This is a genomic window from Methylophilus sp. (genome assembly GCF_052437885.1).
Taxonomy (GTDB): Bacteria; Pseudomonadota; Gammaproteobacteria; order Burkholderiales; family Methylophilaceae; genus Methylophilus.
The window spans coordinates 1-16,011 of the sequence record NZ_JBQVPB010000015.1; the positions used below are offsets into that span (position 1 = coordinate 1).

Sequence of the window (16,011 nt, forward strand, 5' to 3'; positions counted from 1 at the left end):
CCCTAGCGGCTTGCACACTGCGCAAGCCACCGCGGAACTCGAACAGACGCTGGCCGACCCCTCCCACGCTGACTGCGCTACTCGGCGCGTCAGATAGGGGCCCGTTAAAACCACACGCGCTCAGTTAAGGTGAGACTCGCCACATTTGTTCCCGCGCAAACATTGAAAGAAAACAAAGCAAAAAACCATAACGAAACAAAACCCACCAACAAACCAAATGAATTGGTTGGTTGGTGGGTTTTAGTCTTGGAAGTTAAATAAGGCACTAAGCGCCCTCAACGCAAAACCCTTAAACCAACGTTTCAACGTGGTGGTTTTAAACGGGCCCCTATCTGACGCGCCGAGTAGCGGAGTCAAAATAAGGAGGAAGGGAGCGACTGTTCGAGTTCCGCGGTGGCTTGCGTAGTGTGCAAGCCGCTAGGGCGAGTTTCGTGACCGCTTATTTTGATGAGCAACGCAGGAAGAAAGCGGAAGCTAGGGTGCCCTTTCCTTTGGTTACTTATCCTTTGGGCAAGCAAAGGAAAGTAACTCGCCTAGAGGCGAAATAAACTGCTGAATAGACCACTGAACCAGCCAAAGAATTACCTATTAAAACCTCACAGCAATTACCCTTTATTGCAACCGATACACCCTACCGCAAACCCATCACCCCAACTAGGCATGCCTCCTAGCCAATCTCCCCACCCCCCGCAACCACCCCAGCAAATCATCCACATAGGTATACAACACCGGGATCACCAACAGGCTCAACACCGTTGAAGTAATCAAACCACCTATCACCGTGATCGCCATCGGCGCCCTAAAGCTTGGGTCTGCACTCCAGCCTAAGGCGATAGGCATCATGCCTGCCGCCATCGCGATGGTGGTCATCACGATAGGTCGCGCCCGTTTATGGCAGCCATCAATAATGGCGTCAAAGCGGCTGATCCTGGATTGCTTGCGCGCCATGATGGTGTATTCCACCAGCAGGATAGAGTTTTTGGTCACCACCCCCATCAGCATCAGCAAGCCGATCACGCTAGGCATGGAGAAACTGTTGTGTGTCACCAGCAGCGCAAAAAACGCACCGCCCAGCGATAACGGCAAGGCCCCAAGGATAGTCACGGGTTGCAGGAAGTCGCCGAACAACAGCACCAGCACCACATAAATGCACATGATGCCTATGACCATGGCGCCGCCAAAACTGCTGAACAGCTCATTCATGCGTTTGGCATCGCCTGCTTCCAGTTGCTTGACGCTGGGTGGCAGGTTCTGCATGGCGGATAGCTGCTGCACTTCGCGCATGACTTCGCCTATCTGGCGCTTATTCAGCTCTATATCAAAGGTGACGTTGCGCATGCGGTCCATGCGGTCTATCTGCTGCGGCCCGCTACCCATGCGCACGGTGGCGACGGTTTCCAGGCTGACACTGCCGTTGCGGGCAGGCACGCGCAACTGCGCGATCTCCTGCAGGCTGCTGCGCACGCTAGGCCCCAGGCGCACTCGTATCGGCACCTGGCGTTGCGGCAGATTGAGCTTGGGCATGCTGTTGGAGAAATCACCTGAGGTGGCGACGCGGATCACCTGCGCGATCGCTTCTACGGTGACGCCTAGCTCGGCCGCTTTATCCATGTCGGGGATGATCTGCACTTCTGGCCGTTGCAGGCTGGCGCTGGAGGTGATATTGCCCAGACCGTTGATACTACGCAACTGGTGCGCCACCTGTTGGCTGGCGCTTAGCAATGCCACCGGGTCATCACTGGCCAGCGTGACTTGCAAGCGTTCACCAGACTCGCCGGAACCGACCGAGATACGTGCACCAGGCAGGTTTTTCAGGCGTTCGCGCAAATCTGCCTCTATCTCCGATTGCTTGAGTTTGCGCTCACTACGCTCGGTCAGGCTGATGATCAGGCTGCCTTTACGCACATCGGTAGTGCTTTCGGCAGCGTGCGGGCCGCCACCGCCAGTGCTGGCCGCACCCGCTGCGCTAAACACGGCTTTCACTTCAGGGTGTTGCCTGACGATACGTTCAGCCTCATCGACCAGTCTGCGCGTTTGCGCCAACGGAGTGCCTGGCTGCAATTCGATGTTGATCTTGGTCTGGCTACTGTCGGAAGAAGGCACAAAGCCTTTGGGCAGCAAGGGCATCAGACTCATGGAACCGACGATAAACAGCACAAAGCCCAGCACCACGGTTTTACGGTGACCTAAACACCAGCTCACCCAGCGCAGATAAATGCGCATGGTGCTTGAATCCTGCTCTTCTTTGATCGGGTGCGGTTTGAGCAGGTAAGCGGACATCATGGGCGTCAGCAGGCGCGCCACTATCAGTGAGCAGGTGATGGCGATGGCGGCCGTGATACCGAACTGTTTGAAAAACTTGCCGGGAATGCCGCTCATAAACGCAGTCGGCAGGAAGATAGCCACCAGCGTGAATGTGGTGGCTATCACGGCGAAACCGATCTCGTCGGCGGCTTCCATCGCCGCCTGGTACGGTGTTTTGCCCATGCGCAAATGGCGCACGATATTCTCTATCTCGACGATGGCGTCATCGACCAGGATGCCGACCACCAGTGCCAGCGCCAGCAGGGTCAGCAGGTTGAGCGAAAAGCCGAAGTACTGCATAAAGGCAAACGTAGGGATCATGGAGAGCGGCAAGGCCACCGAAGCGATGATGGTGGCGCGCCAGTCGCGCAAGAACCACCACACGACCAGCACCGCCAGTAAGGCGCCTTCGTACAACAACTGCATGGAGCCGTTGTAGTTATCCTCCACCGGCTTGACCATATTAAAAGCTTCGACGATCTTGACCTGCGGGTGCAGTTGTTCAAATTTGGCCAGTGCCTCGCGCACATGCTGGGCGACCGTGACTTCACTGGTGCCTTTGCTGCGCGTAATCTCAAAGCGGATGACTTCTTTGCCATCATAGCTGGCATAGGTGCTGCGCTCGGCATAAGTATCCAGCACCTTGGCCACTTGTGACAGTTTAATATGGCGGCCATCACTGATAGGAATATCCAGGTTGCGGACTTCATCTGCACTATGCAGCGCGCCCAGCGTGCGTACCGACTGGATATTGTCACCGATATCGCCACGGCCACCTGAGGCATCCTGTTGTACGCGCTTGAGCTGGGCCGACACATCACTGACATTCACCCCCAGCCCAGACATCAGGGTGGGGTCAAGATTGACCTGCACTTCGCGGTCTACACCGCCGGTACGGCTGATCTTGCCGACGCCGGTCACCGACAGCATGGCCTTGCTGATCTCGTTATCGACAAACCATGACAACTCGCCCTCGTCCATATTATCGGCCGAGACCACATAGGTAAGGATGGCGCTGCCAGTGGTGGTCAACTTGGAGACGGTAGGCGTGGTGACTGCCGCCGGCAGCTCCGAGCGGGCGCTGTCTACCGCATTGCGCACCAGGTTGAGCGCTTCTTCACTATTGGTATCTATGGTGAATTGCACGCTGATGCTGACGCCACCATCGGTAATGACGCTGGACATATGTTCAATGCCGCCTATGGTGGCGATCTTGTCTTCAAGTTTGCGGGCCACCTCGGTTTCAAGCTGTGGTGGCGCCGCGCCTTCCAGTGTGGCGCTGACCATGATCACCGGCAGTTCGATATCGGGAAAGTTCTGCTTGCCTAACTGGTTCAGCGACCTGAGACCCAGAAAGGTCAGCACCACAAACAGCAGGATAGCCGGAACCGGATTACGGATAGACCAGGCCGAAAAATTCATTACTTAAGCTCCGCTCTTGCCAGTGGTGACGACTTTCACAGTATCGCCGTCATTCAGGAAAGCGCCACCGCTGAGCACCAGCCTGGTGCCTGCTTCTATGCCACTCAATAGTTCGATCTGCTCTTCAAACGTGCGGCCGGTCTGCACTTTGCGCTGGGTGATCTGGCTCATGCCGTCAGCGTTGCTGGCGCCCAGCACAAACACATAGGCAAAACCATCGCGGTAAGTGACGGCACTGAGCGGGACAGACAGGCCACGCTGCTGACCAATATCTATTTTCCCCTGCACATACATGCCGGGTTTGGCGCTGTTTTTAGGGATATCGACATATACCAGGGCATTACGCGTGTTGTTATCCACCACCGGCGAGATCAGGCGCACTTTTCCGGCAACGCTTTTACCGCCCGGCAGATTCAGACTGACGGTTTGCCCGGTGTGCAAGGCTGCCTGCTGGTCAGCATTCACTTCGCCTCGCCATTCAATACGGCCCTGGCGTATCAGTTTGAACAATTCGGTGCCTGAGGACACCACATTGCCCAGGTTGGCTGAACGCTCAGAAACGACGCCATCATCCGGCGCCACCACTTTGGTCTGGCGGATGCGGATCTTCTGGTTCTCCAGCTCGGCCTCGGACAGCGCCAGATTGGCCCTGGCAGTTTGCAGGGCGATCACGTATTCATTGATCTTCTGCGCGGATAATGCGCCACTATCCTTGATCTCATTGGCACGGTCGGCATTGCTCTTGGCTTCAGCCAGGCCGGCTTTGTCTTTCTCTACGGTCGCCAGCTGCTTTTGCAAGTCGGCTTTTACCGTTTCATCCGCCAGCAGCACTAAAGGCTGGCCTTTGCTGACCTGTGCACCCACCTCCACCAGCACCTGCTGGATACGCAGGCCGGAGATCTCGGCGCTGACCTGCGCCTCCTGCCAGGGGTAGATACTGCCATTCAGCACCAGTGTCATCGGCCATTGCACAGCGGCCGGGCTGGTCGCTTCTACAGTCAAGGTGGCTTTAGCAGCCTCGGCTTTGACATTGGCACCGGCACGATCGCCGCGTTTTTCAGCCAGCTCGGCCTGGTGCAACGGGTGTTGAATAAACCATAAGCTCACCCCGACCAGGACGGCGGCAATGATCAGGAACTTTGCTTTTTTTGAGAGTCTTCTCGCCATGTTTATTTACCCTTTACTGTCGTTTTATTGCCTGGCGCGGTCTGTTGGCCCTGCTTAGCCTGCTGCTGCGATTCATACCAGTCACCACCAAAAGCCTTGTACAATGCGATCCACTGTAAAACCCGATTCTTTTGCTGGGTGACTACATTCAGTTCGGCATTGATCTTCTGGCGGCGCGCGTCTTCCAGTGACAGCAGATCGATACCGCCGGATTTCCAGTTCAGTTCAGCCGCCTGAAAATAGCGCGCATACTGTTGTGCGCTGGCCTGTTCGGATTGTGCTCGCCGGTTGGCACTGTCCAGATTGACCAGTGCCTGCTCTACCTCTTTCAATGCCTTGCGCACGTCTTGTTTGTACGTTGCCATCAGGCTGTCAAAATTGGCGCGCGATTCAGCCAGATCAGCGCGCAAGGTTCCACCATCAAAGATCGGCAATTTGAGCGAAGGCCCGTAAGACCAGGAGTCGGTACGTGTCACCGCGCCACCAAAACTGGTGCGGCGGTAACCTATAGACCCGCTCAATGTCAGGCTGGGGTAAAGCTGTGCCTTGGCTACGCCAACATTGGCGCTGGCTTCAGCCAGGTTGCGCTCATCTATCGCCAGGTCTGGCCTGCGCGTAAGCAGGTTGGCCGGTAGCGCATTCACCTCGAACACCGCCGGTTGCGGCATGCCTTTACTCTTGGCCAGCAAACTGCGCAACTCGGTTTCCGGCAGGTTGGTCAGCTCGACCATGGCTTTCACCAAACCATCACACTCGGCCTGCTGACCATCCAGTGTAGATTCGCTGGCGTGGGTGGCTGCCTCTGCCAGCGCCAGATCAGACGGGGCGGTGAAGCCAGCCCTGGCTGAAATGCCTGTCAAACGCGCGGTCTCCTTGCGCGAGTTGAAGGCGCCCTGCAAGGCTTGCACCGAAGCCTGGCAGGCACGGTAATTCACATAGTTATTGGCTACTTCTGCCGCGACCGTCAGGCGGGCATCGTGCCAGGCGATCTTTTTCGCTTCCAGCTGGGCTTTGGCCGCCTGCTTGGTGGCCTTGATCTTGCCGAACAGATCGACTTCCCAGCTGGCATCCAGCGAGATGGAATCGATTTCTATGGTGGTCGCCGGGAAAGCACCACCGCCCCCGCCACCTTTGCTGCGGTTCATGCTGCCGGTGCTGCTTAAATCAGGGATGCCTTGCGCCCTTGCCGACAGCACATTGGCTCGCGCGGTGCGAATATTGGCCAGAGCGATCTCCAGCGAGGGGCTTTCTTTTTGCGCCTGCGCCAGCAACTGGTCCAGCACCGGGTCCTTGAATTGTGCCCACCAGTTGGTCAATGTGGCCACATTGCCGTTGTGTGGCAATGGTGCCTGCCATTGCTCTACCGTCACCGGGTTGGGACGTATATATTCATCTATCACCGAGCAACCTGCCAGTGGCAAGATCAGCAGTAGCCAGTGACTATATTTACTTAACTGCATAGCCTGGCTCCATTCCCTGCAATCCATGCAAAAATAAATTCACTACAAATGCCAGGTGCGCTTCCGCATCCCAGTCTGGCTCCAGCACACCGAATAACGCTTTCTGCCGTGGCGAGGCGATCAGCAACTCGCAATACGACTCCGCCGCACGTTTGTAATCCTGGGTAGCCAATGGGTTTTTTGCGGCATAAAAACTGAAAATATCCGCCAGCATCTGGTGTATGCGCTCCGGCCCTACCGCTTTCATGGCGCGGGATAGCTCAGGCAAATGCGAGGCTTCGGCCACGCCTATTTTAAAGAACGACAACATGCGAGGCTCCAGCACGCGCTTGAGCATAAAGCGGCCTACATCGGTGAGCACCTGCTGTAGCGTCTGCTGAGAGAGGTTATCGATCTGCACCATGGCAGAGACATCTTTTTCGACCATGTGTTTGATAGCGGCGATCAGCAACGCATATTTATTTTCAAAGCGTTCATAAATCGTGCGTGTAGACACGCCGCAGGCCGCGGCGATGCGCCCTATGCTGGTCTGCGACACGCCTTCCAGCATGAAGATCTCCAGCGCCTGCTCCAGCAGCAGCGCATGGCGCTCTTGCTCAGTGCCGGCTTTGGGGCGACCGGCTTTCACTCTATGGGGTGAAATTTCCATATCGGGTAAAGAAATCAATGTCTGCCTGAAATAAAAATAAAACGTTTCTTTTTTATTTTATGACAATCCATAAAAGACGCAAGTGATTTCTTGTATCTAACAGGTTACGAATGCACCTGTTCAGTTGCGCCAGCATGCATGGCCTAACAGCCTGCTCTGCATGTTTGCTATACTCGCCACACTTTCATAGTTAAGACATATGCACGCATGGCGCTGAAATCCACCATTTATAAGATAGACCTCAATATCGCGGATATGGACAGGCATTATTACCAGCAGCATAACCTGACGCTGGCTAAACATCCTTCCGAAACCGACGAGCGTTTAATGGTCCGTTTGCTGGCATTCGTGCTCTACGCTGATGAGCACCTGCTGTTTGGCAATGGCTTGAGCGATGACGACGAGCCTGACCTGTGGCAAAAAGACCTGACCGGCGCGATTCAGCGCTGGATCTGTGTGGGCCTGCCGGAAGAACGCGAGATACGCAAAGCCTGTGGCAGAGCGAAACACGTGGTGCAGGTGCTGTATGGCGGCCGCACGGCTGATATGTGGTGGGCACAAAACAGCAAAGCCATGCTCAAGCTGGACAACGTGACTGTGCTCAATCTGCCGGACACCGAGCAGCTGGCCGCTGCCGCTGCACGCGGGCTTTCCATCAGCTTTAGCATACAGGATGAACAGATACTGGTGAGTTACGAGGGTGACAGTTTCGAGATCGCCGCCGTACGCCTGAAAGACATAGGCTAGCCTGCAGAATGATGCGCGTAAAAAAGCCGGCCACCGCCGGCTTTTTGTTTAAGGAAACAGGGTATGTTCGGCCGGCCAGACGCCGCGATAGCTTGCCTCCGGGTGTTTGCTGACCAGACTGAGTCGAATCTCGTTAAGCCTACGCAATGGCACCGAGACTATCATCAGGATATTGCCCTGTGCTATGGTGTTTTTATACGGTTTAATGCGGAAACTGGGTGCCGCGCTCGCCACAGCCGCGGCCCAGGCCGCACTGGCAAACGCGCCCAGCACCATGCAGTAGGGGATCACGCTCAGCGAGACTTCGCCGAACCACCACGGCACCATATAAGCCAGTATGCCGCCGAACAAGCCGAATATGGCACCGAATAAAAAACCGCCCATTGCGCTGTAAACCACATCAGACCTTTCCATGGCATCCGCCTTGGGCAGGTTGCCTAAATACTGTGGCTGGTCGGCAAGAAAGTGGATGTGATTCTCGTCTATTCTTTGCAGCAGCAACTCATTCATCAGTGTATGCGCGCTTTTGATATCAGGTAAAACAAAATAGAGCCTGCGTCTCATGGCATTCTCCTCGTCTAGTAGTGTTGAGCTACGTAATACTTGGAAAGAATATATTGATTTAAATTCAATTCTTTACATCTTGCATGCCTGCGCGTGCGACCTGCCATAAAAAAGCCAGCATGACTGCTGGCTCAGGTTGACGGCTACTGCGGTTTAACTACACCTTCTGGTAAACCTCACTGCCTTTTTTCACGAATTCGATCGCTTTTTCCTGCATGCCTTTGTGCAGCGCTTCTTTTTCATCTACGCCCATTTTGTCGGCGTAATCACGTACATCCTGCGTGATCTTCATGGAACAGAAGTGCGGGCCGCACATGGAACAGAAATGCGCCTGCTTGGCGCCTTCCTGCGGCAGGGTCTCGTCGTGGAATTCCTTGGCTTTTTCCGGGTCCAGGCCAAGGTTGAACTGGTCTTCCCAGCGGAACTCGAACCGTGCCTTGGATAAAGCGTTGTCGCGGATCTGCGCCCCCGGGTGGCCTTTGGCCAGGTCAGCGGCATGGGCGGCGATCTTGTAGGTGATGATGCCTACGCGCACGTCTTCCTTGTCCGGCAGGCCCAGATGTTCTTTAGGAGTCACGTAGCACAACATGGCACAGCCGTACCAGCCTATCATGGCGGCACCTATGCCCGAGGTGATGTGGTCATAGCCAGGCGCGATATCGGTGGTTAACGGGCCCAGGGTGTAGAACGGGGCTTCACCACAGTGCTCCAGTTGCAGGTCCATATTTTCCTTGATCAGGTGCATGGGCACATGGCCTGGGCCTTCTATCATGCATTGCACATCGTGCTTCCAGGCGATCTGCGTCAGTTCGCCCAGCGTTTTCAGCTCGGCAAATTGCGCCTGGTCGTTAGCATCATAAATAGAACCAGGGCGCAGGCCATCACCGAGTGAGAAACTCACATCGTATTGCTTCATGATCTGGCAGATGTCTTCAAAATGCTCATACAGAAAAGACTCTTTATGGTGCGCCAGACACCACTTGGCCATGATGGAACCACCGCGCGAGACGATACCTGTCATGCGTTTGGCCGTCATCGGGATATACGCCAAACGTACACCGGCGTGTATGGTGAAGTAATCCACGCCCTGCTCAGCCTGCTCTATCAGGGTGTCCCTGAAGATCTCCCAGGTCAGGTCTTCGGCCTTGCCATTGACCTTTTCCAGTGCCTGGTAGATAGGCACGGTACCGATAGGCACTGGTGAGTTACGTATGATCCACTCGCGGGTCTCGTGTATGTTTTTGCCGGTAGACAGATCCATCACGGTATCGCCGCCCCAGCGCGTGCCCCACACCATTTTTTCCACTTCTTCAGAAATAGAAGAGCCGAGTGCCGAGTTACCGATGTTGGCGTTGATCTTGACCAGGAAATTACGGCCTATGATCATGGGCTCGATTTCCGGGTGGTTGATGTTGGCCGGGATGATGGCACGGCCACGCGCCACTTCATCCCGCACGAATTCAGGCGTGATGACTTGGGGGATGCTGGCGCCATGATGCTGGCCAGGATGCTGGGTCTGCAACAATTCGCTCATGTTCTCACGGCGCTGGTTCTCGCGGATGGCGATGAACTCCATCTCCGGCGTGATGATGCCCTGGCGCGCATAGTGCATCTGGCTGACATTATGGCCGGCTTTCGCGCGCAGAGGGTTGCGGTGCAGGTTGAAACGCATGTCGGCCAATTCCGGGTCGACCAGGCGCTGGTGGCCAAAATCAGAGCTGGGGCCGTCCAGCTGCTCTACATCACCACGTTCCATGATCCATTGCGCACGCAAGGCTGGCAAACCGTTACGGATATCGATATCCACCGCCGGGTCGGTATACGGGCCAGAAGTGTCATACACCACCACTGGCGGGTTGCTGTCACCGCCAAAGCTCGAAGGCGTGTCACTGAGCGAGATCTCACGAAAAGGCACCTGTATATCGGCGCGTGAGCCTTGAACATAGATCTTGCGCGACTTGGCAAACGGTTTGCTGGTGGCTTCGTCCACTTTGGCATCAGCATTGACGAATCTGATGTTTTTAGACGGGGAATTCGGCGACTGGAGGTTTTTGTCTATGGCGTTCATTGGCATCCTTAAAAGAAAAGACGTAAGGATGCGGGACTTTGCATTCCCTACGGCGGTATCAACCGCATCAGGTTCGAAGGGTAATTCTCACTGCAAACCTTTAAAACGAAGGCATACAGACCCCTAGCAAGGAACGGATTGTGCGCGAAAACCACAGATAACGCAAGTTACGCTGCAATTGAGCTGCCGTATATTGACAGGTAGACAGGTCTGTCTATAATCACATTACCCGACAGCATAAAAAGACGGGACACCCTTAAACCAGAGCTCAGGAGAGAAACATGGAAGTCTTATTGATAGGCGCAGTCGCCTGTACTACCGCTTTAATCTTATCGGCATGGCTGATGACATTTGCCCGCTGGTTTCCCATACCCGGGATAGATGGCGGATTTCTGATCGATTACAAAACCATGATACGCGCTCATGTAGACTACGCCTTGATGGCGCTGTTTCAGCTGGGGTTCTTTGCCGCGTCTAAAACCGCCGGCATAGAGCTGCATCATTTTGCCTGTGTCTGTGTCGCGATCGGCGGCTTTACCAACCCGACCATTTTCACCATTGCCGCATTTGATCCCGACTTCTGGAGCAAAATGAAGTGGAAAGTGTTTTCTGCCATTAGTTTTGTGCTGACCACTATCGGCTTTATGACTATCTGCTACCAGCTGATCTGTCACGTGCTGTGTCACTGACCAGCCAGGTGCCAGCGCGTGAAAAACCCTGCCTGCGCAGGGTTTTTTTGTGATTGCCTGGCTGCTTAAATACCAATCAAGTCAATCAGTTAAACTCCGAATTAGGCTTTTAAAACCGCATTGTTCTCAATATAATCTGCCGCGGTCAGGCGCTAGAATATCGGTTGCAAATCAACTGTTTATATTGAAGGCATTCAGCGCATGGATTGGTACAGTATTTTCTTTTTCAGGGAAGGTTCGCCCACCACCCTGCTGTTTGGTACTTATAATCCATGGCTGGTGATCCTTTCAGCGCTGGTCGCTATCGGCAGCTCGGTGCTGGCCTTGCAGCTCACCCGCCTGTCACAAAAACAGACTTCACTGGTTTCGCAGAAATTTTCTATCCTTGCCAGCTCGGCGTCGCTGGGCGCAGGCATCTGGGCCATGCATTTTATCGGCATGCTGGCTTACGAAATCTGTACCAAGGTCACCTATAACCCTGAAGTCACCCTGATCTCCATGATGCCCGGCATCCTGGCGTCGTACTACGCGCTCAACCTGATGACGGAGAACCAGCTTGATTACGGCAAACTGATCAAAGGCGGGCTCTCGGTAGGCACCGGCATAGGTGCCATGCACTATACCGGCATGCTGGCCATGAAAATGGAGCCGGTGCTCAAATTCGACCTGGTCTGGGTACTGATCTCGGTGATCGTCGTCGTCAGCCTGGCGACCCTGGCATTATGGACTGGTATCTTTCTCAACCAGAAAGGCAAGCTACCGGCCAAAGTCAGCATAGTGCTGGGCGGCGTGCTGATGGGCAGTGCCATCACCGCCATGCATTACACCGGCATGGCTTCTGCGCGCTTTATCGGCCAGGCGCAACCCGGCTTCAACCCCGAAGACAACCAGTCCATCTCGCTGGCACTGGGCATCACGCTGGTCACCATACTGATAGGCATCATCGCGGCGGCGATCAATGTGCTGATCAGCTACCGTCAGGCGCTGACAACCATCCAGGTCAGTGAAACGCGCTTATCGACCATTTTGAACACTGCAGTGGACGGCATAGTCACCATCAACACCACCGGCCAGATCATCTCCTGCAATGAGGCGGTAGAACGGCTGTTCGGCTGGCGCAAAGCCGAGATGGAAGGCAAGAACATCTCCATGCTGATGCCGGAACCAGACCGTTCCAATCATTTGTATTACCTGAAGAATTACCAGTCCGGTAGCAAGGCGCAGATACTGGGCGAAGGCCGCGATCTGGAAGCGATTAAAAAGGATGGCACCCAGTTCCCCATCCGCCTGGCGATAGGCGAGGTGAAACTGCCGGGGGAAAAACTGTTTGTCGGCTTTATCACCGACCTCACCCAGCGCAAGGCGATCGAGCAGGCCATACGCGAAAAAGACCAGCAGATCCGCTCCATGATGAATAACATTCCGGGCGTGACTTTCCGCTGCAACCTGGACGACAACTGGAGCATGCGGCTGATCAGCGATGCGGTGCAGGAAATGACAGGCTGGAAAGCCGAAGATTACCTCAACGGCCAGGTGCATTTCTCGCAGCTGATCTTCCCCGACGATGCGCACCGTATACAGCCTATCGTAGAAGCTGCGGTCGCCAACCGCACCAACTACGCGATCGAATACCGTATCACCGACCGCAAAGGCAATGAAAAGTGGATCTCGGAATTCGCTTCTGCCATTTATAGCAACGACGGCGCGGCTGAAGCGCTGGATGGGGTCATGCTGGACGTGACGGAATCTAAACAGAAAAATGCCGAGTTTGAGGGGATTGCCAATGCCATCAATAACTCGACCAGCATGGCTGAATTCACCATAGACGGCTTTGTGCTGACGGCGAACCAGAGCTTTCTCGACCTGCTGGGTTACGAACTGCCGGATATCCTGGGGCGCCATCATTCCATTCTTTGCCCGCCTGAGTTCGTGACCACTGATCGCTACCGGCAAAAGTGGGTGTCACTCAAAAGTGGCGAGTTTGTGCATGGCGAGTTTTTGCGTTATGGCAAAAATGGCAAAAAGATCTGGATACATGCTTCTTACAGCCCGATACGCAATATGGATGGCAAGGTCATCAAAGTGCTGATGTTCATGATAGATATCAGCGAACGCAAGCAGATGGAACAGGATATGCTGCTGGCCAGAGACAAAGCCGAACAGGCGGCCAATGCCAAAAGCACCTTCCTCGCCAATATGAGCCATGAGATACGCACGCCCATGAACTCCATCATAGGCTTTAGCGAATTGCTGCTGGACACCGCCATGCAGCAGGAACAGCGCAATTATTTATCCACCATCAGCCAGTCGGCCAAGTCACTGCTGCATCTGCTGAATGATATTCTCGACAGCGCCAAGCTTGAAAAAGGCATGCTGGAACTGGAGATACTGGATTTCTCCATGCGCGAACTGGTCGACAGCGTGATCTCTTCACTGTGGCTGCAGGCGCGCAAAAAACAGCTGGAATTAAAACTCACCCTGGCGCCAGATGCAGCCGGTTATTTCAAAGGTGCCGAGCACCGCATACGCCAGGTGCTGACCAACCTGCTGGGCAACGCGGTCAAATTCACCGAAAGCGGTCATGTAGAATTAAAGGTATACCCCACCCAGCATGGCGAGATCCAGTTTGACATGATAGATACCGGCATAGGCATTGATGCCGACCGGCTGGGCAGCATATTCGCACCGTTCACCCAGGCCGATGCCACCATGAGCCGCCGCTTTGGCGGCACCGGCCTGGGCACCACCATCAGCAAACAGCTGGTCGAGCTGATGGGTGGCCGTATCACGGCTGCCAGCACCCTGGGCCAGGGCAGCTGCTTCAGTGTCATCCTGCCATTAGAGCAAGGCTCACAGAGCGAAAGCTTGGTTGACGTCAACCTGATACAGACTTTCCTGCCTTCGCTAAATATTCTGGCGGCAGATGATATAGAGCAGAACCGCAAACTGCTGACTATCATGCTGGAGAAACAGGGGCACCGGGTCACCCTTGCCACCAATGGCGAGGAAGTCGTCGCCGCGCTGAACACCCAGGCATTCGATATTATCCTTATGGATGTGCAGATGCCGGTGATGGATGGTCTGACCGCCAGTTTGCGCATACGTGAGATGGAGCGTGAAGCGGGCTGGGACAGGACGCCCATCATCGCCCTTACTGCCAGCGTGCTTGAACAGGACAGGCTGGCCGCCAAACAGGCCGATATGGATGGTTTCAGCTCGAAACCGATAGAAATGCCGCTGCTGCTGGCAGAAATGGCGCGCGTGCTGCATGGCGTCACGCCTGCACAGATGGCAGCAGTCGAGAAAGACAGCGTCGAGCCACAGGCTTTCAACCTGGATAAAGGCATTATTTTATGGGGTGACCAGCAGATCTACCTGGCCGAGGTCAGCCAATACCTGCTTGAAGTGCCGCAACATATAGGCGCTTTCAATACGGCGATAGAGTCGCATGACTATGCCGCATTCAATATGCTCGCGCATGCCAATAAAGGCGTGAGCGCCAATCTGGCCTTGCCCGGCCTGCAGTCAGTGTATGCCGAACTCGAACTGGTTAGCCAGGAGAACTGGCACACAGCCGCAGCGATCGTCGCCCAACTACAGATCGTCCTGGAAACAGCATCACAGGCGCTGCACCCTCTGCTCTATGCACAGCCAGGTGCCGCCATCACAGACACCGCCGTGGCTGAAGCGGCTTCAGGCACGGCAGTGACACAACTGCTGGAATGGTTGCAGGCACTGCGCACACTGACTGCCATGGCAGAACTGGATGACGCCCTGCTCAAGCAGCTGTTGCAGCATGCCCCTGCCGGATGGAAGGCCGCCTTGAACGACATCGCCATGTGCCTGAATGAATTTGACTTTGAACAAGCGGTGATTCATATTGACCAACTACTGGAGACCCAGACACAAGGGACCACTTCATGACGGATTACATCACCCAGCAAGCCAAGATCCTGATCGTCGACGATGAGCCGCTCAATCTGAAAGTACTCAAGCAAGTGCTGCAGGATGACTATCGTCTGAGCTTTGCCAAAAATGGCATGGATGCACTGGAGCTGGTCAAAAAAGAACGTCCGGGCCTGATCCTGCTGGACGTCATGATGCCAGGCATGACCGGCTTTGAGGTCTGTAGCCAGTTGAAGAGCGACCCTGACACCCATACTATCCCGGTCATTTTCGTCACTGCGCTGGCAGACGAGGCAGATGAATCACAAGGCTTCAAAGCCGGTGGTGTCGATTACATCAACAAGCCTATCTCGCCGGCGCTGGTGCGCGCCCGCGTCAAAACACATCTTTCACTGGTGCATATAGACGAATTAAAACGCACCCATTTGGAACTGATACAACGCCTGGGGCGCGCTGCCGAATTCAAAGACAATGAAACCGGCATGCATGTGATACGCATGAGCCATGTTTCGGGCAGGATAGCGCTGGAAATGGGCATGGATGCAGGCTTTGCCGAGCAACTGGTGCACGCTGCACCCATGCATGATATAGGCAAGATCGGCATCCCCGACCATGTATTACTCAAACCCGGCAAACTGGATGACGAAGAACTGTCTATCATGCGTTCCCATCCGCAGCTGGGCGCCGAGATCCTGGATAAATCCAGCTCCCCGCTGATAAAGCTGGCGTATACCGTGGCACTCTATCACCATGAAAAATGGGATGGCAGCGGTTATCCGTTCGGCATGAAAGGTGAGGAGATCCCGGTAGAGGCGCGCATAGTCGCGGTTGCCGATGTATTTGATGCGCTGTTGAGCAAACGCCCTTACAAGGAAGCCTGGCCAGTGGAAAAAGCGGTGGAAGAGATCAAATCCCAGGCCAACCGCCATTTTGACCCGCAAGTGGTTGCCGCCATGCTCAGCTGTCTGCCCGATCTGATCGCCATTAATGCAAAATGGCGCGAAGAATGATCTTCACGCCATTTTAAACTCTAAG

At 54.8% G+C, this 16,011-nt stretch carries 10 protein-coding genes and 1 riboswitch; of the genes, 4 read left to right on the plus strand and 6 right to left on the minus strand.

Translation table 11 applies throughout. The features are described from left to right. Positions 1-654: 654 nt before the first annotated feature. Genes ACT6RZ_RS13320 through ACT6RZ_RS13335 form a run of 4 tightly spaced genes read right to left on the minus strand, consistent with a single transcriptional unit; the run spans position 655 to position 7,002 of the window. Positions 655-3,726 (minus strand): efflux RND transporter permease subunit, encoded by a 3,072-nt coding sequence (locus tag ACT6RZ_RS13320; protein ID WP_444702582.1) that lies wholly within the window; start codon positions 3,724-3,726, stop codon positions 655-657. Positions 3,727-3,729: 3 nt separating this feature from the next. Further along, complete coding sequence (locus ACT6RZ_RS13325; protein WP_444702583.1) at positions 3,730-4,893, minus strand: efflux RND transporter periplasmic adaptor subunit; 1,164 nt, start codon at positions 4,891-4,893, stop codon at positions 3,730-3,732. Positions 4,894-4,895: 2 nt separating this feature from the next. Further along, positions 4,896-6,353, minus strand: coding sequence for an efflux transporter outer membrane subunit (locus tag ACT6RZ_RS13330; protein WP_444702584.1), 1,458 nt, complete (start codon positions 6,351-6,353; stop codon positions 4,896-4,898). After that, the gene (locus ACT6RZ_RS13335; RefSeq protein WP_444702585.1) at positions 6,340-7,002 is read right to left on the minus strand and encodes a TetR/AcrR family transcriptional regulator; all 663 of its coding nucleotides are present in this window, start codon (positions 7,000-7,002) and stop codon (positions 6,340-6,342) included. Before ACT6RZ_RS13335 ends, ACT6RZ_RS13330 begins: the two co-directional genes overlap by 14 nt. A 207-nt stretch (positions 7,003-7,209) precedes the next feature. Between ACT6RZ_RS13335 and ACT6RZ_RS13340 the strand changes: the two genes are divergently transcribed. Beyond that, complete coding sequence (locus ACT6RZ_RS13340) at positions 7,210-7,749, plus strand: YaeQ family protein (RefSeq protein ID WP_444702586.1); 540 nt, start codon at positions 7,210-7,212, stop codon at positions 7,747-7,749. Between the two features lie 48 nt (positions 7,750-7,797). Here the strand turns inward: ACT6RZ_RS13340 and ACT6RZ_RS13345 are convergent, their stop codons facing one another. Both ACT6RZ_RS13345 and thiC read right to left on the minus strand, forming a co-directional pair. After that, a complete protein-coding gene (locus ACT6RZ_RS13345) occupies positions 7,798-8,313 on the minus strand; it encodes a hypothetical protein (protein ID WP_444702587.1) in 516 nt (171 codons plus the stop codon). A 157-nt stretch (positions 8,314-8,470) separates the two neighbouring features. Further along, positions 8,471-10,381: a phosphomethylpyrimidine synthase ThiC gene (gene thiC, locus ACT6RZ_RS13350; RefSeq protein ID WP_444702588.1), complete on the minus strand. Its 1,911-nt coding sequence runs from the start codon at positions 10,379-10,381 to the stop codon at positions 8,471-8,473. 26 nt (positions 10,382-10,407) lie between these two features. Beyond that, positions 10,408-10,516: riboswitch (TPP riboswitch) on the minus strand. Positions 10,517-10,662: 146 nt separating this feature from the next. Between thiC and ACT6RZ_RS13355 the strand changes: the two genes are divergently transcribed. The 3 genes from ACT6RZ_RS13355 to ACT6RZ_RS13365 all read left to right on the plus strand — a co-directional run bounded on the left by ACT6RZ_RS13355 (position 10,663) and on the right by ACT6RZ_RS13365 (position 15,986). Next, positions 10,663-11,070 carry a hypothetical protein gene (locus ACT6RZ_RS13355; protein WP_444702589.1) on the plus strand — a complete coding sequence of 136 codons (408 nt, stop codon included), beginning with the start codon at positions 10,663-10,665 and terminating at the stop codon, positions 11,068-11,070. Between the two features lie 201 nt (positions 11,071-11,271). Further along, positions 11,272-14,994 (plus strand): PAS domain S-box protein, encoded by a 3,723-nt coding sequence (locus ACT6RZ_RS13360; protein WP_444702590.1) that lies wholly within the window; start codon positions 11,272-11,274, stop codon positions 14,992-14,994. Then, the gene (locus ACT6RZ_RS13365; protein ID WP_444702591.1) at positions 14,991-15,986 is read left to right on the plus strand and encodes an HD domain-containing phosphohydrolase; all 996 of its coding nucleotides are present in this window, start codon (positions 14,991-14,993) and stop codon (positions 15,984-15,986) included. The genes ACT6RZ_RS13360 and ACT6RZ_RS13365 overlap by 4 nt, the downstream gene beginning before the upstream one ends. The last annotated feature ends 25 nt before the right edge of the window (positions 15,987-16,011 follow it).